Here is a 22,242-nt window from a genome sequence, read left to right as displayed (position 1 = left end):
GGGGGCGGGCGGTTGTCAGGCTGTGGTGACGGCGGTGGTGACCGCGAAGCCCGCGATCCACGCCTCGATGGCCTCGTAGAAGCGGCTGGTGACCTGGTAGTCCCCGGCTGCGGCCAGTGCGGAGTAGGCGGCGATCCAGGTGCGCACCTCGTGCGCGGAGTTGCCGGCCTGCTCGGCGAACCAGTCCGTGGTCCAGCCGTCCACGTCGCCGCGGTGCGTCGGGTCGCCCAGGGTGTCCAGGACGAGGTTGTCCCACTCGGGGTTGAGGGGGTGCATGTCCGACTCGCCCTTGGCGAACGCCTCGGCGGCGGCGATGGTGCGGGCCTGGCGGGCGGCGCGCGCCTCGTCCGAGGGGTTCCGGTTGTTGATCAGCTTGCGGACCTTCTCCTCGGTGTCCGCCTGGGCCATGCGCGGCACCGGCGGGTCGTGGGAGAGGCCGCCGGAGCCGATCATCAGGACGCGCCTGTCCAGGGCCGCGGCGGCCCGGCCGACCGCCTCGCCGAGCTGCCGGATGCGCGACACGGGCGCGAGCGGCTCGGCCACGGAGTTGATGAACACCGGCACGACGGGCTTGACGTCGATGCCGCCGAGCAGGATGTCCAGCGGCTGCGAGAAGCCGTGGTCGACGACCATGTCCTCGGACAGCGCGGTGTCGATCCCGGCCTCGAGCACGCTCCGGGTGATCGCGAGCGCCGCGTCGTGGTCGACGGACAGCGGGCCCTCGGGCGTCCTGAAGTCGCCGATGGCCTGGGCGCGGCCGCCGATGCAGAACGGCGGCATCATGTCGTAGAAGAAGCCGTTGTAGTGGTCCGGGGCGAAGATCACGACCAGCTCGGGGTCGAAGTCCGCCACGAACGCCCGGGCTGAGGCGAGCGCCTCGTCCACCCGGCCGCGGACGTCAGCTTGCGGCTGCACGTACTCCATCAGCGGGGAGTGCGACAGGCAGCACAGGGCGAGGGGCATCGTTGCCTCCGGGGATCAGGTGCAGGGACTCGGCGATGCGGTGGGTGAGGGACGAGGCGTTCTGGGCCAGGCAGGCACCGGCGACGAAACGGTCGGGGCGGACCACGACGAACGACTCCGGGCGCTGGTCGAACCAGGACTTCAGGCGGCCGGTCGGGTCGCCGACGAGGGTCACTCCGTCGGGCTGCTCGCCGTAGTGGAGCCCGGACGCGGGCCGGACCTCGACGAAGCGGGCGCCGAGCTGCTCCCAGACGGCGCGGGCCTTGTCGTCGAGCAGCGCCAGAGGGTTGTTGTTCCAGGCGACGACCGTGAACCAGGGGCCGGTGACCTCGTCGAACAGCACGTCCGGCTGGTCGCGGGTCTCGCGGGTCGAGACCCGCGGCTGGATGAACAGGCGTCCGGCGCAGGGGGTACCGGTCGTCTCCGCCTCGCGGTGGACGACGGCGCCCTGCTCGTAGAACGGCATCGGTTTGAACTTCATCTGCGCGACGTAGTCCTTGGCGGCGGGCACCACGCCCAGGCCGCGGAAGACCAGGTCACGGGCCGAGGCCAGCACCCGGCTGGTCGGTGAGATGACCTTGCCGACCTTGTCGGACAGGTCGACCATCGCGGCCGCGTGCGGGCGCCGCTCGCTGTCGTACGAGTCGAGCAGCCGCTCGCTCGCCGTGCCGCGCACGACACAGGCCAGCTTCCAGCCGAGGTTCACGGCGTCGCGGATGCCGCTGTTGAAGCCCTGTCCCTGCCATACGGGCATCAGGTGCGCGGCGTCGCCCGCCACCATGACGCGGCCCTTGCGGAAGGAGCCCGCGACGCGCGAGTGGTGGGTGTAGACGCGGCGGCGGATGATGTCGGCGCGGTCCGGGTCGGGGATGAGCTGGCCGAGCAGCCTGTTCAGGTTCGCGTCGTCGTCGGCGAACGCCTGGTCCTCGCCGGGCATCAGCATGAACTCGAAGCGGCGGATGCCGTGCGGCAGGCCGATGGAGACATACGGGCGGGCCGGGTCGCAGCCCATGTACGCGTTGGGGGTGCCCAGCGGGTCGTTGCGGAGGTCCACGACCAGCCAGCTGGACGGCTCGGTCCTGCCTTCGAAGGTCAGGCCGAGGGCCTTGCGTGTCGAGCTGCGGCCGCCGTCGGCGCCGACCATGTACTGCGCGGTGACGGTCAGCGGGGCGCCGTCCGGGCCGATCAGGTCCACGGTGACGCCGTCGCGGGTCTCGGCGAAGGACGTCATCTGGTGGCCGAACACGACCTCGACATGGTCGAAGCGGTCGGTGCCGCGGTGCAGCTCCGCGTCGACCAAGGGCTGGATGAACGCGTTGCGGCGGGGCCAGCCGAACTCGTCCGTCTGCGGGTCGAGTTCCGCGAGCAGCGCGCCCTTGCCGTTGACGAACCGCATGATCTGGTGCGGCGTCGTGTGGTTGCGGATCTCGTCGACGAGGCCGATCTGCTGGAACGCGCGCAGGCTCTCGTCGTCCATGCCGACGCCGCGCGGGTAGTCGATGAGCTTCTCGCCCGCCTCGACGAGCAGCGTCCGGACGCCGTACATCCCCAGCAGGTTGGCCAGCGTCAGCCCCGTGGGGCCGGCGCCCACGATCACGACGTCTACGGGAGCCAGGGCCGCTGGCGATGGGTTCTCAGTCATTCGCGGACTCTCCGTCGAGGTAACGAGGCTGACGCAGGCTGTTCATTTATCGCTCACAACAGTGCGATATATGCATCGTGTGGCGCACGTGCAGCGCTGTCAAGGGGTGACGGGGAAGCGGAGACGTGACCCACACCGCGCTTTGGGTGGTGTGGGGTGCTTTTGGGTGCGCGTCTGCGGGGCGCGTCGTCGGCTTGTGCGCCTACGGCCGGTGGTGGCAATGGGGAGGGTGGGCACAACCCACGACGTACGGTGCGTCGCGTCGTACCTGTACCGGGTCTGAGGGCCCTCAGGCGACGGGGCTCAGCCCCCCGCGGCGAGCCCCGCGATCTCGTCGGCCACGGCCCGGATCACCGGCACCGCGTCCCGCGCCACGTCCTCCCGGGACGTGATCACGTTGACACACATGTGCAGCGCCGGATCCGCGGTACGAAGCGGCACAGCCACCCCGTACGCCCCCGGCTCGACCTGCCCGAACGTGCGCGCGTACCCCGCCGAGCGCACCGCGCGCACCTCATCCGGCTCGCCGGGCGACGGCGACCGCATGGCCGCCAGCGCGAGCCCGGCCGCGCCCGCGCCGATCGGGTGGCGGCTGCCCACCCGGTACGAGATGTGGTAGTCGACGGAGCGCGGCTCCACGACCGCCACGGCCACCGCCTCGTCGCCCTCGGCCGAGATCAGGGCGACGGTCGCGCCCAGGTCGTCGGCGGCGCGCCGCAGCACCGGCAGTGCCGCCTCGCGCACCCCGGCCGCGTAGCCGCGCGCAAGGGTCACCGTCCCGGAGCCCGCCCGGTAGCGCCCGTCCGGGCCGCGGACGGCGAGGTGGAAGTCGGAGAGCGTGGCCAGGATCCGGTACGCGATGGTCCGGTGCACCCCGAGCCGCTCGGCCACCTCCTGGATGGCGAGGCCCTGGGGATGAGCGGCGATGAGCTCCAGCGCCGACAGTCCGCGCGCGAGCGTCTGGGATCCGGTGACCCTGGAGCTCGTCGCGGCGCCGTTCTGCTGTGTGGCCTTCTCGCTCATCCGTGCATCCTATGCCGGTGACCGGTCCCTGGACGCGGCTTGTATCACCGGCCGCCGGCGACCCTCAGGACCGTGCCGGTGGTGTAGGAGGCGTCCGGCGAGAGGAGCCAGGCGATGGCGGCCGCGATCTCCTCGGGCTCGCCGGGACGGCGCAGCGGAGTGTCGGCGGCGATCCGCGCCGGGCGGCCGGGGTCGCCCATGGCGGCGTGCATCTCCGTGTTGATCGTGCCGGGGGCGACCGCGTTGACCCTGATGCCGTCCGGGCCGAGCTCCTTGGCGAGGCCGACGGTCAGGGCGTCGGTGGCCGCCTTGGTCGCCGCGTAGTGGACGTACTCGCCGGGGCTGCCGAGGGTGGCCGCCGCCGACGAGACGTTCACGATGGATCCGGAGCCGAGCGCCGCCATGTCACGGGCCGCCCTTCTGCAACAGAGCAGATAGCCGAGCAGGTTGACCTCCACGACCTGCCGCAGGACGTCCGTGCGCACGTCGGTGAACCTGCCGAGCGGCCCGGTCACCCCGGCGTTGTTCACCAGCCCGGTGACCGGGCCGAGTTCCTCCGCCGCAATGTCGAACAGTCGCTCGACGTCGGCCTCGTCGGAGGTGTCGACACGTACGACGAGGCAGCGCGCTCCCGCAGCCCGGACCGCGGCCGCGGTCTTCTCGGCGGCCGCCTCGTTCCTGACGTAGCCGAGGACCAGGTCGTGCCCTTCGTCCGCAAGCCGGACGCAGGTCGCCGCCCCGATGCCCCTGCTGCCTCCCGTGACGATGGTGACCGGACGATGTGACACGCGCTGCCTCCCGCGAGTGGTGGGTACGAGCGTCGAACCGCTCGGTCCCATCGTGCCGCCGGCGGCGCGGTGGTGGCGTCGCGTTTCAGACGCTGAGCGCCGCCCGTACCGTCTGCTCGGCCTCCGTCCCGCCCTCGCCCGAGGACGTCACACGGCCCGCCTGAAGTACGTAGTACCGCTGGGCGGCGCGCATGGCGAAGCCGACGTGCTGCTCGACCAGGAGCACGGAGAGGCCGCCGCGGCGGGTCAGGGCGAGGATCGTCTCCTCGATCTCGGCGACGACGGAGGGCTGGATGCCCTCGGTCGGCTCGTCGAGCAGAAGCAGCCTCGGGCGGGTGATCAGCGCGCGGGCGATGGCCAGTTGCTGGCGCTGGCCGCCGGAGAGCAGTCCGGCGCGGCGGCCGGAGAGGTCGCGCAGGGCCGGGAAGAGGTCGAGGGCCTCCGCGATCGCCTCCTTGCCGTCCGGCCTGCCGTCCGCGACGAGTTGGAGGTTCTCGGCCGTGGTCAGGTGCGGGAAGGACTGCTGGCCCTGCGGTACGTACGCCATGCCACGGGCCACCCGCTGGTGCGGGGCGAGGCGGGTGATGTCCTCGCCGTCGAGGCGCACGATGCCTGTGCCGGGCCTCAGCAGCCCCATGGCGGCGCGCAGCAGCGTGCTCTTCCCCGCGCCGTTGTGGCCGAGTACCGCCGCCACACCGTCCTTCGGGACGGCGACGGTGACGCCGTGCAGGACCGGGCTGCGGTCGTAGCCGACCCGGATGTCGTCGATCTCGAGCATCACGCCTCCTGCGCCGAGGCCGTCGGGGTGGGGGTGGGCGTTTCGCCCGGCGGGTCGACCACCGGTGCCGGGGGCTCCTCGTCACGGGCGCGCCCCAGGTACACCTCCTGCACCTTCGGGTCCGCCTGGACCTCGGCCACCGTGCCCTCGCTGAGCACCTTGCCCGCGTGCAGCACCGTGACGCTGCGGGCGAAGGCGCGCATGAAGTCCATGTCGTGCTCGATCACGACGACCGTACGGTCCCCGCTCACCCGCTGGAGCAGCTCACCCGTCGCCTCGCGCTCCTCGTGGCTCATGCCCGCGACCGGCTCGTCGAGCAGCAGCAGCCGTACGTCCTGGACCAGCAGCATGCCGATCTCCAGCCACTGCTTCTGGCCGTGCGCGAGCACGCCGGCGGGCTTGTCGCGCAGCTCGGTCAGGCCGGTGGTCTCCAGGGCCTTCGCCACCGCGTCCGGTACGCCCTTGCGGCGGCGCAGCATCGTCAGCGGTCCGCGGCCGGCCCCGGCGGCGATGTCGAGGTTCTGCAGCACGGTCAGCTCCTCGAACACCGTGGCCGTCTGGAACGTACGGCCGATGCCGAGCCGCGCGATCTTGTGCACGGGCCGGCCGACGAGCTCCGTCGCGTCCTCGTCCGTGCCGAAGCGCACCGATCCGGTGGCCTTCACCAGGCCGGTGACCGCGTCGACCAGCGTGGTCTTCCCCGCCCCGTTCGGGCCGATGAGGAACCGCAGGTCGCCGGGGTGCACGTCGAGATCGACGCCGTCGACCGCCGTGTAGCCGTCGAACGACACCCGCAGCCCGCGGATGGTCAGCCCCTCGCCGCTCATGCTGCCTCTCCCGAACGAGTACGAGTACGGTTGCGCCGGACGACCGCCCCCAGGGACGCCAGTCCCCCGGGGAGGAAGCCGACCGCGAGGACGAACAGCAGCCCCTGGAGGTACGTCCACGCGGCGGGGAAGGCGTCGGAGAGCGTGCTCTGCGCCCAGGCCACCGCGATCGCGCCGAGCACCGCGCCCACCAGGGACGCCCGTCCGCCGACCGCCGCGCCGATGACGAAGCCGATGGACGGCACGACACCGATCAGCGCGGGCGAGATGATCCCGACCGCCGGCACGAACAGCGCCCCGGCCAGCCCTGCCATGCCCGCTGCCACGACGTACGCCACGAGCTTGACGTTGGCCGGGTCGTAGCCGAGGAAGCGGACGCGTTCCTCGGAGTCCCGTACGGCGACGAGGAGTTCGCCGTAGCGGCTGACGAACAGCTGGCGGGCGGCGGCCATCAGCAGGAGCAGGCTGACGGCGATGATGAAGTAGACCGTCCGCTGGTTGGCCGGGTCGTCGAGGTCGTATCCGAAGAAGCCCTGGAAGTCGGTGAGCCCGTTGGTGCCGCCGGTGGTGGCCTGCTGGCCTACCAGCCAGATCGCGAGGGCCGCGGCGAGCGCCTGGCTGAGGATCGCGAAGTACGCCCCGCGCACCCGGCGCCGGAAGACGAAGAAGCCGAGCACGGCGGCGACCGCCATCGGCAGCAGGACGGTCGCGGCCAGGGCGAAGACCGGGTTGGCGAAGGGCTGCCACCACCAGGGCAGGTCCCCTCCGCTGCCGTACAGCTGCATGAAGTCCGGCAGCGCGCCCGGCCCTCCGGTGTCGGCGGCGTCGGCGAGCTTGAGATGCATGGCCATGGCGTAGCCGCCGAGGCCGAAGAAGACGCCCTGGCCGAGGACCATCAGCCCGCCCCGGCCCCAGGCGAGGCTCACGCCGACGGCCACCATCGCCCAGCACAGGTACTTGGCGAGCAGCGCGAGGCGGAAGTCGGAGAGTGCGAGGGGTGCGACGGCGAGGAGCAGGACCGCGCCGAGTGCGAAGCCGCCGGGCACGCGGAACCGGGTGAACGGGCGTTCCGGGGCCTTCTCGGGTGCCGGTGTCGCCGTGGGTGCGGATGTCGTCGTCATGCCAGGCTCCGGGTGCGCAGTGTGTACAGGCCCTGGGGACGCCACTGGAGGAAGGCGACGATCGCCACCAGCACGATCACCTTGGCGACGCTGACCGTGGTCGAGTATTCGAGGACCGCCTGCAGGACACCGAGGACGAAGGCCGTGATCACGCTGCCCTTGAGCTGCCCGATGCCGCCGACGACCACCACGAGGAAGGCGTCGACGATGTAGTTGGTGCCGGTCGTCGGGCCGATCGGGCCGACCAGGGTGATCGCGACGCCCGCCACGCCCGCGAGACCCGAGCCGATGAAGAAGGTCACCCGGTCGACCGTGCCGGTCGCGATGCCGGACACCTCGGCGAGGTCCCGGTTCTGCACGACGGCCCTGATGCGACGGCCGAGCGGGGTGAACCGCAGTACGAGGGTCAGGGCGAGCACGGAGAGCAGGGCGAGCCCGAGGATGAACAGCCTGCTGTTGGCGAGGCTGATGCCGTTCGTCACCGCGATGTTGCCGGTGAGGATGTCGGGGGCGCGGGTCTGCACATTGGGGGCGCCGAAGATGTCACGCGCGAGCTGCTGGAGCATCAGCGAGACGCCCCAGGTGACGAGGAGGGTGTCAAGCGGCCGCGTGTAGAGCCGCCGGATGAGCAGCCACTCGAGCAGCGCCCCCATCGCGCCGGCCACGAGGAAGGCCACGGGCAGGGCCACGAGCAGCGAGACTCCTGCGCTGCTGATGGACTTCTGCAGGACGTACGTGGTGTAGGCGCCGGCCATGATGAACTCGCCGTGTGCCATGTTGATCACGCCCATCTGCCCGAAGGTCAGGGTCAGACCGAGCGCGATGAGCAGCAGGACGGCACCGATGCTGATGCCGGTGAAGGACTGGTTGAGGACGACCGTCATGGAGCGGCTCCGGGTCGGGACGGGGTGCGGGCGCGGGGCGGGACCCGGCCCTGCGATGCAGATGCGGGCCGGGTCCGCGTGACAGCGACTGGAATCGGGACAGGAGTCGGGACAGGAGCCGGACTCAGGAGAGGCCCGAGGCCCAGTCGTAGCCCTTCAGATACGGGTCCGGCTTGATCGGCTTGCCCGAGTTCCACACCTCGGTGATCAGTCCGTCGGAGCCGACCTTGCCGATCCGGGCCGTCTTGTAGACGTGCTGCGTGGCGCCGTCGACCGTGACCTTGCCCTCGGGGGCGTCGAACGTGATGCCGTCGGCGGCCGCCTTCACCTTGGCCACGTCGAACGAGCCTGCCTTCTCGACCATCGCCTTCCACAGATAGACCGAGATGTAGGCGGCCTCCATGGGGTCGCTGGTCGGCTTCGTCGCCCCGTACTCGGCCTGGTACGCCTTGACGAACTTCTCGTTCGCCGCGCCGGGCGTGGTCTCGTAGTAGTTCCAGGCGGTCAACTGGCCCTCGAGGTACTGGGTGCCGATGGACTTGACCTCCTCCTCGGCGATGGAGACCGACAGCACCGGCATGCTCTTCGCGGTGAGCCCCGCGGACTTGTACTCCTTGAAGAAGGCCACGTTGCTGTCGCCGTTGAGGGTGTTGAACACGGCGTCCGCGCCGGAGCCCTTGACCTCGTTGACGATCGTGCTGAACTCCGTGGAGCCCAGGGGCGCGTAGTCCTCGCCGACCACCTTCATGCCGTTGGCCTTCGCGTACGCCTTGATGATCTTGTTGGCGGTGCGCGGGAAGACGTAGTCGCTGCCGACGAGGTAGAGGCGGGTCAGGCCCTGCTTCTTGAGGTAGTCGAGGGCGGGCACGATCTGCTGGTTCGTCGTGGCGCCGATGTAGAAGATGTATGGCGACTGCTCAAGGCCCTCGTACTGCACGGGGTAGAACAGCAGCGACTTGTACTTCTCGAAGACCGGCTTGACGGCCTTGCGGCTGGCCGAGGTCCAGCAGCCGAAGGTGGCCGCGACCTTGTCCTCCTTGATCAGGCTCTCCGCCTTCTCCGCGAAGGTCGGCCAGTCGGACGCGCCGTCCTGGCTGACGGCCTTGAGCTTCTTGCCGAGCACGCCGCCGGCGGCGTTGATCTCCTTCACGGCCAGCAGCAGCGAGTTGTGCACCGTCACCTCGCTGATGGCCATGGTGCCCGACAGCGAGTTGAGCAGGCCGATCTTCACCGTGCTGCCGGAGGTGTCCGCCGTGGCCCCGGCCGCGTCCGATGACGGGCCGCTGCCGGTCTTTGCGCCGCAGGCGCTGAGGGCGGCGGACGCGCCGACGGCCGAAGCGGCCGTGAGCAGACCCCGTCTGCTGAAGCTGAGCCCGGACATGCAATACCTCCTTGCCCGAGAAGGGCGGTGTGGAAAGCGAGTGAAAACAGAGCGGCAAGGCGCTTCAGAAGCGGCGGTGTTGGCGCGCGAATTCCCAGCCGTCCGATGGTGGTGTCCGGGCTGGATCCACTGAAGTCCGGTCCACAGCCTGGGGTGATGCTGTTTCGGTTACGTTTCCGCGGACTTAAGGAGCCGTATCGCCTGACGCGGAGAACCGTGGAGTGAAAAAAGAAATGCCGCCACCGGAGATGCGTGGTTCATCGGCATCTCGGTAACGGCTTCAGTAACGGCAATTAATGCTTCCTGTGGGAAGTATTGGGTTTCGATTGAATGCTGTCAAGAGTGTGGTTGCCGGAGGTAGGCTGAGCTGCGCTCCCGCGGACTGGCGGGCTGAGGAACCGAGTTGAGGAGTGCCGATGGCCGGCCGGCTCCACGAACTGCTCCGACTGCTGACCCGGGCCGAACGCCTCTCGGTGCGCCGAGTGCAGTCCGTACTGGACGAGTTCGACTGCTCCATCGAGGCCTGGAGGGTGCTGGACCTGCTCTCGGACGGTCGCGGCCACAGCATGTCCGCCATCGCCGAATGCGTCTTCCTGCCGATGTCCAGCCTCACCAAGACCGTCGACCAACTCGTCGACCAGAACCTGGTGTACCGCCGGATCGACCCCGCCGACCGGCGCCGCGTACTGGCTCAGCTCACCCCGCGCGGACTGCAGCGCAGACAGCAGATGGACCGTCGGATACGGGGCGCGCTCGGGGATGTGGAACCGCTGGCCGAAGACGGCGGGGAACAGCTTGGCACCCTCTTGGAGCGGCTCGTCGACGCGCTCGACGACACCGACGCCGCGGTCACGAAAGGTCGTACGGAGCGGACAGCTGGGCGAGCACGTTGAAGTCCAGGCCGTCCGCCTCCGCCAGATAGATGCGCTGGCGCACATGCCGGTCGCGCAGCCCCAGCAGCCCGCGCGGGCCCTCGTACGAGACCGTGTCCGCGGCCGCCCCGATCGCCAGGACGTCCAGGCTCCGGGCCCGTTCGACGAGCGCCGCAAGGAGCAGGACGCCCTCGTAGCAGGACTCGCCGAGGCTCCCCGGGGCCGGGGCCTCGATGCCGAACCGGCCGGCGTACCGGCCGTGGAAGTCCAGGGTGTCCTGGTTCGCCAGTGACGCGAAGAAGCCCGCCGTGCTGAACAGATCCGCGGTGGCCTCAGGACCGCTCGCCATCAGCATGTTCTCGTCCATCAGCGTGCTCAGCCGCAGACACCGCTGGTCGAGCCCGGACGCGGCGAAGGCCCGGTTGAAGCGCACCGCGTCACTGCCGACCAGGAGCATCAGCACGGCGTCGGCGTCGGCCCGCTCGATCCGCCGCAGCACGGCCCCGAAGTCCTCGGTGCCCAGCGGAAGATACGCCTCGCCGCAGACCGCACCGTCATGGCACCGGCGCGCATACCGCCGTGCGGCCCGCGCCGTGTGCCGCGGCCACACATAGTTGTTGCCGACGACGAACCAGCTCCGGACGCCCCGGGCCTCGGCCATCAGCCGCATGGCGGGCAGCAGCTGCCATGCCGGCGTCTCACTGGTCATGAAGACGCCCTCGGTGCGCTCGCCGCCCTCGTACAGGGCCGTGTAGACGTACGGGACCCGGTGCGCGACCCGCGGCGCCACCGCCCGCCGGACCGACGAGATGTGCCAGCCCGTGACGCCCTGCACCGCGCCCGTCGCCACCAGGGCCTCCACGTCCCGCGCGACCCGCCGCGGTTCCGCGCCGCCGTCCACCTCGAGGAGCCGCAGCTCCCTGCCGAGGACCCCGCCCGCCCTGTTGACCTCCTCGGCGGCGAGCCGCGCGCACGAGACACAGGTGGGGCCGAAGATCCCTGCGGGCCCCTGCATGGGGTACACGAGCGCGACATTCAGGGTCGAGTCGTCGCCCGTGAACCACTCAGGGGTCTCGAGGCGGGGCGGCGGCCGGTGCATGGCCACATGATTGCCGGGCGGCCGCCGCCGTCCAAGAGACGGCCGGGATCGAGACCTGTTCGTAGGGGATGCGTACGGGATCGACACCCGTGCGTACGGGTGAACTCGGCCGTGTGCGGCGGGCGGCGCCCTTGATTGCGTGCCGCGGAGGGAAGGCATCTGAGCGCACCCGCACCCGCACTCGCAAGGAGACCGCGTGACCGAACTCTCCCCGTCCGCGCCCGACCTGTCGCCCAAGGACCCCGACTGGTGGCGCCAGGCCGTCATCTACCAGATCTATCCGCGCAGCTTCGCCGATGCCGACGGTGACGGCCTGGGCGACATCCGGGGCATCACGCAGCGGCTGACGCATCTGAGCACTCTGGGTGTCGACGCCCTGTGGCTCAGCCCCTTCTATCCGTCCGAACTGGCCGACGGCGGTTACGACGTCGCCGACCCCCGGGACGTCGACCCGCGCCTCGGCACGCTCGACGACTTCGGCGCGATGGTCGCCGAGGCCCACCGCCTGGGCCTGAAAGTGCTGGTCGACATCGTCCCGAACCACACCTCCGACCAGCACGTCTGGTTCCGCGAGGCGCTGCGCTCCGGGCGCGGCTCGGCCGCCCGCGACCGCTACGTGTTCCGCGACGGCCGCGGCGCGCACGGCGAACTCCCGCCCTCCGACTGGCAGTCGGTCTTCGGTGGCAGCGCGTGGCGGCGGGTACCGGACGGGCAGTGGTATCTGCACCTGTTCGCCCCCGAGCAGCCCGACCTCAACTGGGACAACGAAGAGGTCCGCGCCGACTTCCGCACCACACTGCGTTTCTGGTCCGACCGGGGTGTCGACGGATTCCGCATCGACGTCGCGCACGGTCTGGCCAAGGACCTCACCGAGCCGCTGCGGGACCTCGGCCACCGTCTGCCGGGCGAGGAAGCCCTGGTCACGATAGCGGACGGCACCCATCCGTTCTACGACCGCGACGAGGTCCACGAGATCTACCGCGACTGGCGCAAGGTCCTCGACGCCTACACACCGCCGCGGATGGCGGTGGCCGAGGCCTGGGTGCCCAACCACCGGCGGGTGCTGTACGCACGCCCGGACGAACTCGGGCAGGCGTTCAACTTCGAGTACCTGAAGACGGGCTGGTCGGCGGGCGAACTGCGCGAGGTCATCACCGTCTCGCTCGACACCGCACGCGCCGCGGGTGCCTCCGCCACCTGGGTGCTGTCCAACCACGACGTGGTGCGCCACGCCTCGCGGCTCGTACTCCCCGAGGGCACCGACCCGGACGCCTGGCTGCTCTCCGGCGGCCGCGCCCCAGCGATCGACCACGTCCGAGGACTGCGCCGGGCCCGCGCGGCGACCCTGCTGATGCTGGCCCTGCCCGGCTCCTCGTACGTCTACCAGGGTGAGGAACTGGGCCTGCCGGAGGTCGCGGATCTGCCCGCCGAAGTCCTCCAGGACCCGATCTGGGAGCAGACCGGCCACGTCCGCAAGGGCCGCGACGGCTGCCGCGTCCCGCTCCCGTGGACCCGCACCGGTCCGTCGTACGGCTTCGGCCCGGCTGGGGCCTGGCTGCCGCAGCCGGAGAGCTTCGCCGCGTACTCCGTCGAGACCCAGGACGAGGCCGAGGGCTCCACGCTGGAGCTTTACCGCGCGGCCCTGCGCCTGCGCCGCAAGCTGCTTGTGCCCGGCGACGAGTCGCTGACCTGGGCTGAGAGCGCCCCCGGCGTGCTGCACTTCGCCCGCTCCGGCGGCTGGGGCTGCGTCACCAACCTGTCCGGCGAGCCGGTCGCCCTGCCCCCGGGAGAGCTGCTCCTGACCAGCGCGCCGCTCGAGGACGGGCGCCTCGGGCCGGACACCACGGCCTGGCTCGGCTCGAAGCTCTGACGGGAACGATCGACAGCCGGCAGCCCTCGGCCTAATGGGCTGGGGGCGGCGGCGGCAGTTCCGTCGCCGGGGCCTCGCCGGGCCAGACGAGCAGGACCGGGCAGGGCGCGTGGTCCACCACGAAGCGGGTGGTGGGCCCGAGGCTGTGCGGGCCGAGCCGGGTGCGGTCGCCGTCGCGCGCGCAGATCAGCAGGCCCGCGCCCGTGGCGGCGCGGACGACCTCCCGCTCGGTGCGGCCGTGGACGAGGAGCCGGCGGGCGGGGCGGCCGAGCGACTCCTCGGCCGCGTCGAGGAGCTGTCGCGCGGCGGACTCGGAGAGCTCCTCGATCCGCTCCCCGGGGTCGCTGCCCCAGCCCTCGGCCGGGTGGTGTCCCCGGAGGTGGCCGCGGCCGAGAAGTCCGGCGAACGCGCCGTGGGCCGTCTCGGCGACCGCGTCGTCGCGGACGTGGAGCAGCACGATCTCCTCGTCCGCGGCCGCCCGGGCGAGCGCGGCGCCGACACAGGCGGGCCACGTGCCCTCGGTGATCCAGACGATGACGCTCATGGGACGCCTCCTGGGTCCGGCTGAGGTCCCTGCTCGGTCAGGTGCCGATGGTGTGCAGCATTCCCCACAACGCCACGGTCGAGGCAAGAAGCGTGGCCGGTACGGTCACCAGGCCGAGCCGTGTGAAGTGGCCGAGGTCCGCCTGGGTGTCGTGTTCGTGCAGGATGCGCCGCCACAGCAGCGTGGCAAGCGAGCCCACGTAGGTGAGGTTGGGGCCGAGGTTCACGCCGATCAGCACGGCCAGCACCGGCCCCGGACCGCCCGGCGCGACCAGCGGCAGCAGGGCCAGGACCGCGGGCAGGTTGTTGATCACGTTGGCGAGCACCGCGGCCACGGTGGCCAGGACCAGCAGCACCGGCAGCGAGTCCCCGTCCGGCAGCAGACGTCCGAGTCCGGCGCCCAGGCCGTTGTCCACGACGGCCTTCACCACGACGCCCAGGGCCAGTACGAACAGGCAGAACAGCGGGGACGCCGCGCCGACGAGATCCCGTACACCCATACGGCGCCGGCTCAGCGCCCGCCCGGCCAGCACGAGCACCCCGCCGAGCGCCGCCCACGCGGGTTCGAGACCGGCGAAGGAGGTCACGACGAAGCCGCCCAGCGTCAGCGCCAGCACCACGAGCGTGAAGAGGGGAACCCCCGGCCCCTGCTGAGGCGTGCCGGATGCGGTGATGCCCGCGCCCAGATCGGCGCGGAAGAACCGGCGGAAGGCCGCGTACTCCACGGCGATCGCGGCCAGCCAGGGCAGCGCCATCAGCGCCGCGAACCGGGTGAAGGTCAGGCCGCTCGCGGTGAACGCCAGCAGGTTGGTCAGATTCGAGACCGGCAGCAGCAGCGACGCGGAGTTCGCCAGGTGCGCGGTGGCGTACACGTGCGGCCGGGCCCGGGCGCCCGCGCGGGCCGCGGTGGCGAAGACGACGGGCGTGAGCAGCACCACGGTCGCGTCGAGGCTGAGCACCGCCGTGATCGCCGAGGCCAGCACGAAGACCCCGCCCAGCAGCTTTCCGGAACTGTCCCCGCACCACCGGGCGACCGCGGCCCCGGCGGCATCGAACAGTCCTTCGTCCGCGCACAGCTGTGCCAGCACGAGCACCAGGGCGAGGAACCCGACGACCGGGAGCAGGCTCCGCGTCTGCTCCCAGGCCCCGTGCGGCGACACCGCCCCCACGGCCACGGCCAGCCCGGCCGCGGGCACGGCGGCCGCGGCCTCCGGCCAGCCCCGCGGACGTACGACGGCGAAGGCCAGCACACCCAGCAGCAGAGCGACCGAGACGATCTCGGAGACGACCGCGGTACTCAGAACATCCCTCCAGCGGCGGGGAACCCGGCCGGCACCCTGCGAGCAGCAACGCTCAAGGGTCTCACCGGCCCCGGGGTCCGGCTCGCGGGGCCGGCGAGACCGCAGCGCCGGGAGAAGCGGCGCGTGACTTTGTCCCGAACATGACGAGCTGGCTCGGGCAGCACCGTGACCTGGATCGCATTCCGGCCCGCTCTGCTGACGGGCGTGCGAAAGTGTTTCGTAACCGAGGAATTTCACCTCCTTGTCCCGGCTGTGAATCCCGTGTCAGTGTCCCGGTCCAGCAGGCAGCTCGTCCGCGGTGAAGGCATCCGAAAGCCTTTCGTGCGAACCACCCATCTGCCTGGCGCATGAATACGGCATGCCGAAGAGAAGAGAGGCAGAGCATGCACGGATTCCCGGTACTCGGAAATCACAGCGGCCCAACTCCGAGAATTCGACGCGGGATAGCGTCCGCGGTCACCGTGGCGGCGGCCCTGAGCCTCGCCGCGTGCGGGACTTCGGGGCCGTCCGGATCGTCCGCGGGCTCGTCGTCGAAGGGCCTGACGATGTGGGCGCTGACGGACCAGACGATCCTCAAGGAGTCCGTGGACGCCTACAACAAGGACCACCCGGACGAGAAGATCACCCTGCGGCTGTTCGCCAACGACGACTACAAGCAGAAGCTGCGCGTGGCGTTCGGCGCGAACCAGGCCCCGGACCTCTTCTTCAGCTGGGGCGGCGGCGCACTGAACGACTACGTCAAGGCGGGCAAGGTCGACGCCCTCACCGACGCCCAGGTGAAGACGGACCGGTTCACGCCCAGCGTGATGCAGAGCGCCACCTTCGACGGCAAGGTCTACGGCGTCCCCGCCAACGGCCTCGCCCCGGTCGTCCTCTACTACAACAAGAAGGTCCTGAAGGACGCGGGCGTCAAGCCGCCGAAGACGTACGACGAGCTGCTGACGGCCGTGAAGAAGCTGAAGGGCGACGGCGTCACCCCGCTCTCCCTCGCGGCGAACTCGAAGTGGCCGACGCTGATGTACTTGGAGTACCTGCTCGACCGCGAGGGCGGTTCGCAGGTGTTCACCAAGATCGCCGCCGGTGACGCCTCGGCGTGGAAGGACCCGGCCGTCACCAAGGCCGACCAGGACCTCCAGGACCTCGCCAAGGCCGGTGCCTTCGGCGACAACGCCTCGTCGGTGAACTACGACCAGGGCGCCTCCACGGCCCTGCTCTACACCGGCAAGGCGGGCATGGAGCTGATGGGCACCTGGGAGTACGCGAACCTGGTCAAGGCCGCGCCGGACTTCGTGAAGAAGGACCTGGGCTACGTGGCCTTCCCGGCACTGCCCGACGGGAAGGGCGACGCGAAGAGCATCGTCGGCAACCCCTCGAACTTCCTGTCGCTGAACGCGGCGAGCTCGCACAAGTCCGCGGCGCTCACGTACCTGAAGGACTACGTCCTGAACGACTCGCAGGTCGACGCCTATCTCGCGGCCGGCAGCGTGCCGCCGGTCAACGGCCTCGACGCGAAGCTGGCGGCGACCAAGTCGTCCGACAAGGAGTGGCTGACGTTCGTCTACGGCCTGGTGCAGAACTCCCCGGGCTTCCAGCTCTCCTGGGACCAGGCCCTGCCGTCGGACCAGGCCGATCCGCTGCTGACGAACGTTGACAAATCGTTCCTGCGGGAGATCAAGCCCGAGCAGTTCGGCACGAACATGAGCGAGGCGGCGCAGTAATGACCGCCCTGGTTCCTACGCCGGGTCCGGTCGCGCCCCGCAAGGCGCGGCCGGGCGCGGCGCGCCGGGGCCGCCGCCGCTACAGCGGCCTGCTCATGGCCGCGCCCGCGCTGGTCCTGTTCGGCCTGTTCGGCCTCGTTCCCCTGGTCGGCGTGGTGGTGCTCAGCCTCGCGCGCTGGGACGGCCTGGGCTCCCTCGGCTGGGCCGGGTTCGCCAACTGGAGCGGCGTCCTGACCGACGGCGCCACCTGGCAGGCGCTGTGGCTCACCCTCAAGGTGATGGTGGTCAGCTGGCTGGTCCAGACCCCCCTCGCCCTGGCGCTCGGTGTCTTCCAGGCTCCGCGGGGACGCCTGCGCGCGTTCTTCGCCGTGCTGTGGTTCCTGCCCCTGCTGCTCTCCGCCGTGGCGATCGGCCTGACCTGGCAGGCCCTGCTCGACCCGTCCTTCGGTATCGGCGCGACGCCCGGACTGCACTGGCTGGCCCGGCCGCTGCTCGGCTCGCCCGAGCTCGCCCTCTACACGGTGATCTCCGTGATCGCCTGGCAGTTCGTGCCGTTCCATGCGCTGCTCTACCAGGCCGGGATGCGGCAGATCCCCGTATCGCTGTACGAGGCCGCCGCCATCGACGGCGCCGGGCCCGTGACCCGCTTCCTGCGGATCACCCTGCCGCAGCTGAAGTACACGTTCGTCACGTCGAGCACGCTCATGCTGGTGGGCTCGCTGACCTACTTCGACCTGATCTTCGTCCTGTCGGGCGGCACGGGCGGTCCCGGCACCGCGACCCGCGTGCTGCCGCTCGCCATGTACATCACGGGTTTCCAGGCCCACGACATGGGCCGGGCCAGCGCGATCGCCACGCTCCTTGTGGTGTTCGGCCTCGGGCTGTCGCTGATCACCACCCGCCTGTCCGGCTTCACCCGGATGGACAGCCAGCAGGAGGGCATGTGAGCACCGTCGTGACCGAGGTACGGACGGATCCCGGACCGGAAGCCGCCGTGCGGGCACCGGCGCCGGTGCCGCCCGCCTGGCCGCGCGCGGCCGCCAGGGCCCTGCGCCGCGCCGTCACCGGCGGCGCCGCGATCGTGTGGACCGCGCTCGTCGTCGTACCCGTGTACTGGCTGGTCGTGACCAGCCTCCGCGGCCGTACGGACTTCACCACCGCCAGCCCGCTGGTGCCGCCCGGCCACCCGACCCTGGACAACTACAAGACCGTCCTGGACGGCGGCTTCGCGACCTACCTGCTCAACAGCGCCGCGGTCACCGTGGTGGCGGTCGCGCTCACCGTGGTCGCCGCCCTGATGGCCGCGTTCTCGATCGTCCGGTACAGCAATCCCTGGTCCCGCCTGTCCTTCCGGCTGTACCTGCTGGGCCTCGCCATCCCGCTGCAGGCGGTGATCATCCCGGTGTACCTGCTGATCATCCGCATGCACATGTACGACAGCCTGCTCGCGATCGTGCTGCCCTCGGCGGCGTTCGCGCTGCCGGTCACGGTGATGATCCTGGTCAGCTTCCTGCGCGACGTACCCCGTTCGCTGTTCGAGGCGATGGTCGTCGACGGCGCCGGCGACTGGCGCATGCTGTTCTCGCTGGCCGCGCCGATGGCCCGCCCCGCCCTGGTGACGGTCGCGGTGTACGACGGCCTCCAGGTCTGGAACGGTTTCCTCTTCCCCCTGATCCTCACCCAGAGCGGCGACAAGGCCGTACTGCCCCTCGCCCTGACGCTCTACCGCGGCCAGTTCGGCATCGACGTCCCCGCGACGATGGCCGCGGTGGTGCTCTCCACCCTTCCGATGCTGGTGGTGTTCGTCCTGGCCAGGCGGCAGTTGGTCGCCGGACTGACCGCCGGATTCTCCAAGTAGTACACGCCGCAAGGGAGTCGGCCGACGCGCCACGGGGGCGCCGGCCTCCCTCGGCATGCCCGAGCACACCCCACGAGGAGTCGTGAATGACGACCACCACGCCGGACCACTCCGATCTCTCCCCGGCGGACGACGACCGCCCCTGGGCCGACCCGGCCCTTCCGGCCGCCGAGCGTGCCGAGGCGCTGCTCGCCAGGCTCACCCTGGAAGAGAAGGTCGCGCAGCTGAGCAGCACCTGGGACGACATCGAGCCCGACGGCCCCGAGGTGGCTCCGGGTAGCAACCACTTCGGCAGGGTCGGCGATCTGGACCAGGTCGCGCGGTACGGCCTCGGCCAGCTCACCCGCCCCTACGGCACCGTGCCCCGGCCCGCCCTCGAGCACGCCGGCCTGCTGGCCGAGCGCCAGCGGCAGATCACGGCGCAGAGCAGGTTCGGCATCCCGGCCATGGCGCACGACGAGTGCCTGACCGGCTTCACCGCCTACGGGGCCACGATCTACCCCACATCCCTCGGCATGGCGGCCACCTTCGACCCGGCCCTGATCCGCCGGGTCGGCGCGGCCATCGGCGCCGACATGGCCGCGGCCGGGGTCCACCAGGGCCTCGCCCCGGTCGTCGACGTCATCCGCGACTACCGCTGGGGCCGCTGCGAGGAGACCTACGGCGAGGACCCGTACCTGGTCGGCGAGATGGGCGAGGCGTACGTCCTGGGCGTGCAGAGCGCCGGGGTGTACGCCACGCTCAAGCACTTCGCCGGCTACTCCGTCTCCATGGGCGGCCGCAACCACGCCCCGGCCCGCATCGGCCGCCGCGAGCTCTTCGACGTGATCCTGCCGCCCTTCGAACGGGCGGTAGCCGCCGGAGTGGGGTCCGTCATGAACTCGTACGCCGAGATCGACGGCGAGGCCCCCGCCGCGAGCTGGTGGCTGCTGACCGGCGTACTGCGCGAGCAGTGGGGCTTCGAGGGCACCGTCGTCTCCGACTACTGGTCGCTGCCGTTCCTGGTGAACGCCCACCGGGTGGCGGCCGATCTGCCCGGCGCCGGGGCGCTCGCCCTCAAGGCGGGCCTGGACGTCGAACTGCCGGACCAGCGCGGCTTCGGCGAGGCGCTGGTCGACGCCGTACGACGCGGAGACGCGACCGAGGCCGACGTCGACCGGGCGGTGCGCCGGGTGCTGCGGCAGAAGGCCGAGCTCGGGCTTCTCGACCCCGACTGGGACCCGGAGCCGCCCGCCCTGCGCGCGGGCGGACTCGACCTGGACAAGCCCGGGAACCGCGAACTCGCCCACGCGGTGGCGCAGTCGAGCGCCGTCCTGCTGTCGAACGACGGGGGCCTGCCCCTCCCGTCCGCCGCCCGGATCGCCCTGATCGGCCCGTGCGCCGACGACGTGCGCACGATGTTCGGCTGCTACAGCTTCCCCAACCACGTCCTCTCCGAGCGCGACGACCTCGGCAACGGGGTCGAGGCCGTGTCGCTGCGTGCCGCGCTGGAGGCCGAACTCCCGGGCGTGGAGTGGGAGTACGTGAAGGGCTGCCCGATCCGGGACGAGGAGCGCGACGGCATTCCGGCCGCCGTGGAGGCGAGCGCCGCAGCCGACCTCACCGTCCTGGTCGTCGGCGACAAGGCCGGCATGTTCGGCATCGGCACGTCCGGCGAGGGCTGCGACGTCGAGGACCTGCGCCTGCCGGGCGTGCAGGAGGAGCTGATCGAGGCGGTGCTCGCGACCGGCAAGCCGGTCGTGATCGTCGTCAACAGCGGGCGCCCGTACGCCGTGGGGCGGTTCGCGTCCGCCGCGGCGGCCATGGTGCAGGTCTTCCTGCCGGGGGAGGAGGGCGGCCGCGCGGTCGCCGAACTCCTCTCAGGTAGGGCGAACTTCAGCGGCAAGCTGCCGGTACAGATCCCGAACGCGCCCGCCGGGCAGCCGTACACGTACCTCCACCCGCCGCTGGGCGACCGGCAGAACTGGCTGTCCAACCTGGATCCCACGCCCGCGTTCCGCTTCGGGCACGGGCTGTCGTACACGACGTTCGCGATCGACGGACTGACGGTCGGCCACCAACCGGTGCCGACCGAGGGACAGTTCACGGTCTCGGCGCGCGTGCGGAATACCGGGTCCGTAGCCGGCGCCGAGACGGTCCAGCTGTACTTCACCGACCCGGTCGCCCAGGTCACCCGGCCGGTGCGGGCGCTGCTGGCGTTCGCCAAGGTCGGCCTTGAACCCGGTGAGGAGGCGACGGTCCGCTTCGACGTCCACACCGACCGCCTGGCCTTCACCGGTCTGGACGGCCACCGGATCGTCGAGCCCGGCGAGATCCTGCTGTACGCCGGTTCCTCCAGCGGTGACACACCGGCCGAGACGAAGGTGCAACTGGTGGGTGAGCAGCGGGACCTGGAGGTCGTACGGCAGCACGGTGTGCCGGTGAGCGTCGTCAGGGGCTGAGCGGCGTAGCGGACAGGGCGGGCGGCCCCCTTCCAGGGGATCGTCCGCCCTGTCGTGCTGCTCAGACTCGGGTGCGGGGCGCGGACGTCGAGGTCCGCAGTACGAGTTCCGTGGCCAGTTCCATGCGCGGGGAGGCGGGCGGGCGGCCCTCGGCGACCTGCAGCAGCACCCGCGTGGCCTCGCGCCCCAGCTCCTCGAACGGCTGGCGCACCGCGCTCAGCGGCGGGCTGGCCATGGCCGCCACCAGGGTGTCGTCGAAGGACATGACCGCCAGATCGTCCGGAACGCGCAGCCCCAGCTGCCGGGCGGCCTCCAGAACGCCGAGCGCCTGCGCGTCGCTGGCCGCGAAGAGCGCCGTGGGCGGCTGCTCGGTACGCAGGATCTGCAGGCTGGCGGCGAGCGCCTCGTCGTAGTCGAAGTCGGTCGAGCGCACGATCGCCGGGTCGTAGCCGACGCCCGCCTCCTCCAGCGCGGCCCGGTAACCATGCAGGCGCGCCGAGCCGGCCAGCGAGTGTGAGCGGCCCGCGACCATGCCGATCCGGGTGTGGCCGAGGCCGAGGAGGTGCTGCACCGCGTCCCTGGCCCCGCTCCAGTTCGTCACCCCGATGCTCGGTATGTCCGACGACGGCGCGCTCAGCGGATCCACCAGCACCACCGGCAGCTGCTCCTCGACGATGCGTCGCTGGTCGTCCTCCGACAGCATCGAGATCACGATGATCAGCCCGGCGGCGCCGAGCGCCGCGCACTCCTGAAGCCACTGGGAGATCGAACGCCTGCTGGTCGTCCCGGTCACCACGTCGACGCCGAGTTCGCCCGCCGCGTCCACGATCCCGCGGACGACCTCCAGCGTGTACGGGCCCGACAGGTCCCGGAACACCGCGATGATCTGCCGCGGCACCGGCGCCTCCCGGTCCCACGGGCGGACGTACCCGTGCCGCGCCAGCAGCTCCTCGACCCGGGCCCGGGTCGTAGCGCCCACGTCGCGGCGCCGGTGCACCACCTTGGACACGGTACTGAGCGACACACCCGCCTCCTGGGCGATGCTCGTCAGCAGGCCGTACTGCGCGTCCAGCTGTCCCTTGTCCTGAACGGTCACTGCCTTGCCTTCTCGCCGGTCCTCGACCGGACCTCCG

The 22,242-nt window shown here is 71.2% G+C and carries 19 protein-coding genes; 6 read left to right on the top strand and 13 right to left on the bottom strand.

Translation table 11 applies throughout. The features are described from left to right. Positions 1 to 15: 15 nt before the first annotated feature. The 9 genes from ACWD4J_RS17350 to urtA all read right to left on the bottom strand — a co-directional run bounded on the left by ACWD4J_RS17350 (position 16) and on the right by urtA (position 9,407). The gene (locus ACWD4J_RS17350; protein WP_451396234.1) at positions 16 to 963 is read right to left on the bottom strand and encodes a 3-carboxyethylcatechol 2,3-dioxygenase; all 948 of its coding nucleotides are present in this window, start codon (positions 961 to 963) and stop codon (positions 16 to 18) included. Then, positions 899 to 2,605, bottom strand: coding sequence for a bifunctional 3-(3-hydroxy-phenyl)propionate/3-hydroxycinnamic acid hydroxylase (locus tag ACWD4J_RS17345; protein WP_451396233.1), 1,707 nt, complete (start codon positions 2,603 to 2,605; stop codon positions 899 to 901). Before ACWD4J_RS17345 ends, ACWD4J_RS17350 begins: the two co-directional genes overlap by 65 nt. A gap of 303 nt (positions 2,606 to 2,908) precedes the next feature. Next, positions 2,909 to 3,628, bottom strand: a complete 720-nt coding sequence (locus ACWD4J_RS17340; protein WP_451396232.1) for an IclR family transcriptional regulator — start codon at positions 3,626 to 3,628, stop codon at positions 2,909 to 2,911. Between the two features lie 44 nt (positions 3,629 to 3,672). Beyond that, a complete protein-coding gene (locus tag ACWD4J_RS17335) occupies positions 3,673 to 4,467 on the bottom strand; it encodes an SDR family NAD(P)-dependent oxidoreductase (RefSeq protein WP_451396231.1) in 795 nt (264 codons plus the stop codon). A 34-nt stretch (positions 4,468 to 4,501) separates the two neighbouring features. After that, a complete protein-coding gene (urtE, locus tag ACWD4J_RS17330) occupies positions 4,502 to 5,194 on the bottom strand; it encodes an urea ABC transporter ATP-binding subunit UrtE (RefSeq protein WP_451396230.1) in 693 nt (230 codons plus the stop codon). Then, positions 5,194 to 6,021, bottom strand: a complete 828-nt coding sequence (gene urtD, locus ACWD4J_RS17325) for an urea ABC transporter ATP-binding protein UrtD (RefSeq protein WP_451396229.1) — start codon at positions 6,019 to 6,021, stop codon at positions 5,194 to 5,196. The genes urtE and urtD overlap by 1 nt, the downstream gene beginning before the upstream one ends. After that, complete coding sequence (gene urtC, locus ACWD4J_RS17320; RefSeq protein WP_451396228.1) at positions 6,018 to 7,142, bottom strand: urea ABC transporter permease subunit UrtC; 1,125 nt, start codon at positions 7,140 to 7,142, stop codon at positions 6,018 to 6,020. Before urtC ends, urtD begins: the two co-directional genes overlap by 4 nt. Next, positions 7,139 to 8,026 (bottom strand): urea ABC transporter permease subunit UrtB, encoded by an 888-nt coding sequence (gene urtB / locus ACWD4J_RS17315; protein ID WP_451396227.1) that lies wholly within the window; start codon positions 8,024 to 8,026, stop codon positions 7,139 to 7,141. The genes urtC and urtB overlap by 4 nt, the downstream gene beginning before the upstream one ends. 124 nt (positions 8,027 to 8,150) lie before the next feature. Continuing rightward, positions 8,151 to 9,407 carry an urea ABC transporter substrate-binding protein gene (urtA, locus tag ACWD4J_RS17310; protein WP_451396226.1) on the bottom strand — a complete coding sequence of 419 codons (1,257 nt, stop codon included), beginning with the start codon at positions 9,405 to 9,407 and terminating at the stop codon, positions 8,151 to 8,153. A 416-nt stretch (positions 9,408 to 9,823) separates the two neighbouring features. Here urtA and ACWD4J_RS17305 point away from each other — a divergent pair, with 416 nt between their 5' ends. Then, positions 9,824 to 10,300, top strand: a complete 477-nt coding sequence (locus ACWD4J_RS17305) for a MarR family winged helix-turn-helix transcriptional regulator (RefSeq protein WP_451396225.1) — start codon at positions 9,824 to 9,826, stop codon at positions 10,298 to 10,300. Here the strand turns inward: ACWD4J_RS17305 and ACWD4J_RS17300 are convergent. Next, a complete protein-coding gene (locus ACWD4J_RS17300; protein ID WP_451396224.1) occupies positions 10,257 to 11,378 on the bottom strand; it encodes a substrate-binding domain-containing protein in 1,122 nt (373 codons plus the stop codon). The genes ACWD4J_RS17305 and ACWD4J_RS17300 overlap by 44 nt on opposite strands. A 196-nt stretch (positions 11,379 to 11,574) precedes the next feature. Here ACWD4J_RS17300 and ACWD4J_RS17295 point away from each other — a divergent pair, with 196 nt between their 5' ends. After that, positions 11,575 to 13,248, top strand: coding sequence for a glycoside hydrolase family 13 protein (locus ACWD4J_RS17295; protein WP_451396223.1), 1,674 nt, complete (start codon positions 11,575 to 11,577; stop codon positions 13,246 to 13,248). A gap of 31 nt (positions 13,249 to 13,279) precedes the next feature. On the opposite strand, the gene ACWD4J_RS17290 is transcribed toward ACWD4J_RS17295, so the two are convergent. Next, a complete protein-coding gene (locus ACWD4J_RS17290; RefSeq protein WP_451396222.1) occupies positions 13,280 to 13,792 on the bottom strand; it encodes a universal stress protein in 513 nt (170 codons plus the stop codon). Positions 13,793 to 13,829: 37 nt separating this feature from the next. Continuing rightward, the gene (locus tag ACWD4J_RS17285) at positions 13,830 to 15,041 is read right to left on the bottom strand and encodes an SLC13 family permease (protein ID WP_451396221.1); all 1,212 of its coding nucleotides are present in this window, start codon (positions 15,039 to 15,041) and stop codon (positions 13,830 to 13,832) included. A gap of 512 nt (positions 15,042 to 15,553) precedes the next feature. Between ACWD4J_RS17285 and ACWD4J_RS17280 the strand changes: the two genes are divergently transcribed. The 4 genes from ACWD4J_RS17280 to ACWD4J_RS17265 all read left to right on the top strand — a co-directional run bounded on the left by ACWD4J_RS17280 (position 15,554) and on the right by ACWD4J_RS17265 (position 21,109). Then, positions 15,554 to 16,810, top strand: coding sequence for an extracellular solute-binding protein (locus ACWD4J_RS17280; protein ID WP_451396220.1), 1,257 nt, complete (start codon positions 15,554 to 15,556; stop codon positions 16,808 to 16,810). A gap of 95 nt (positions 16,811 to 16,905) precedes the next feature. After that, positions 16,906 to 17,757: a carbohydrate ABC transporter permease gene (locus ACWD4J_RS17275; RefSeq protein WP_451396365.1), complete on the top strand. Its 852-nt coding sequence runs from the start codon at positions 16,906 to 16,908 to the stop codon at positions 17,755 to 17,757. After that, positions 17,754 to 18,668 (top strand): carbohydrate ABC transporter permease, encoded by a 915-nt coding sequence (locus ACWD4J_RS17270; RefSeq protein WP_451396219.1) that lies wholly within the window; start codon positions 17,754 to 17,756, stop codon positions 18,666 to 18,668. The genes ACWD4J_RS17275 and ACWD4J_RS17270 overlap by 4 nt, the downstream gene beginning before the upstream one ends. 86 nt (positions 18,669 to 18,754) lie before the next feature. Then, positions 18,755 to 21,109 (top strand): glycoside hydrolase family 3 N-terminal domain-containing protein, encoded by a 2,355-nt coding sequence (locus tag ACWD4J_RS17265; RefSeq protein WP_451396218.1) that lies wholly within the window; start codon positions 18,755 to 18,757, stop codon positions 21,107 to 21,109. Positions 21,110 to 21,170: 61 nt separating this feature from the next. Here the strand turns inward: ACWD4J_RS17265 and ACWD4J_RS17260 are convergent, their stop codons facing one another. Further along, positions 21,171 to 22,205, bottom strand: a complete 1,035-nt coding sequence (locus ACWD4J_RS17260) for a LacI family DNA-binding transcriptional regulator (protein ID WP_451396217.1) — start codon at positions 22,203 to 22,205, stop codon at positions 21,171 to 21,173. Positions 22,206 to 22,242: the final 37 nt, after the last annotated feature.

The organism is Streptomyces sp. NPDC002577, assembly GCF_053594815.1.
This window is presented reverse-complemented; position numbering and strand designations above follow the sequence as displayed.

What these genes read in the sequence shown, in the direction of transcription:
- ACWD4J_RS17350 (WP_451396234.1), bottom strand. Translation starts at nt 963, where the DNA reads ATGCCCCTCGCCCTGTGCTGCCTGTCGCACTCCCCGCTGATGGAGTAC.
- ACWD4J_RS17345 (WP_451396233.1), bottom strand. Translation starts at nt 2,605, where the DNA reads ATGACTGAGAACCCATCGCCAGCGGCCCTGGCTCCCGTAGACGTCGTG.
- ACWD4J_RS17340 (WP_451396232.1), bottom strand. Translation starts at nt 3,628, where the DNA reads ATGAGCGAGAAGGCCACACAGCAGAACGGCGCCGCGACGAGCTCCAGG.
- ACWD4J_RS17335 (WP_451396231.1), bottom strand. Translation starts at nt 4,467, where the DNA reads ATGGGACCGAGCGGTTCGACGCTCGTACCCACCACTCGCGGGAGGCAG.
- urtE (WP_451396230.1), bottom strand. Translation starts at nt 5,194, where the DNA reads ATGCTCGAGATCGACGACATCCGGGTCGGCTACGACCGCAGCCCGGTC.
- urtD (WP_451396229.1), bottom strand. Translation starts at nt 6,021, where the DNA reads ATGAGCGGCGAGGGGCTGACCATCCGCGGGCTGCGGGTGTCGTTCGAC.
- urtC (WP_451396228.1), bottom strand. Translation starts at nt 7,142, where the DNA reads ATGACGACGACATCCGCACCCACGGCGACACCGGCACCCGAGAAGGCC.
- urtB (WP_451396227.1), bottom strand. Translation starts at nt 8,026, where the DNA reads ATGACGGTCGTCCTCAACCAGTCCTTCACCGGCATCAGCATCGGTGCC.
- urtA (WP_451396226.1), bottom strand. Translation starts at nt 9,407, where the DNA reads ATGTCCGGGCTCAGCTTCAGCAGACGGGGTCTGCTCACGGCCGCTTCG.
- ACWD4J_RS17305 (WP_451396225.1), top strand. Translation starts at nt 9,824, where the DNA reads ATGGCCGGCCGGCTCCACGAACTGCTCCGACTGCTGACCCGGGCCGAA.
- ACWD4J_RS17300 (WP_451396224.1), bottom strand. Translation starts at nt 11,378, where the DNA reads ATGCACCGGCCGCCGCCCCGCCTCGAGACCCCTGAGTGGTTCACGGGC.
- ACWD4J_RS17290 (WP_451396222.1), bottom strand. Translation starts at nt 13,792, where the DNA reads ATGAGCGTCATCGTCTGGATCACCGAGGGCACGTGGCCCGCCTGTGTC.
- ACWD4J_RS17275 (WP_451396365.1), top strand. Translation starts at nt 16,906, where the DNA reads ATGGCCGCGCCCGCGCTGGTCCTGTTCGGCCTGTTCGGCCTCGTTCCC.
- ACWD4J_RS17265 (WP_451396218.1), top strand. Translation starts at nt 18,755, where the DNA reads ATGACGACCACCACGCCGGACCACTCCGATCTCTCCCCGGCGGACGAC.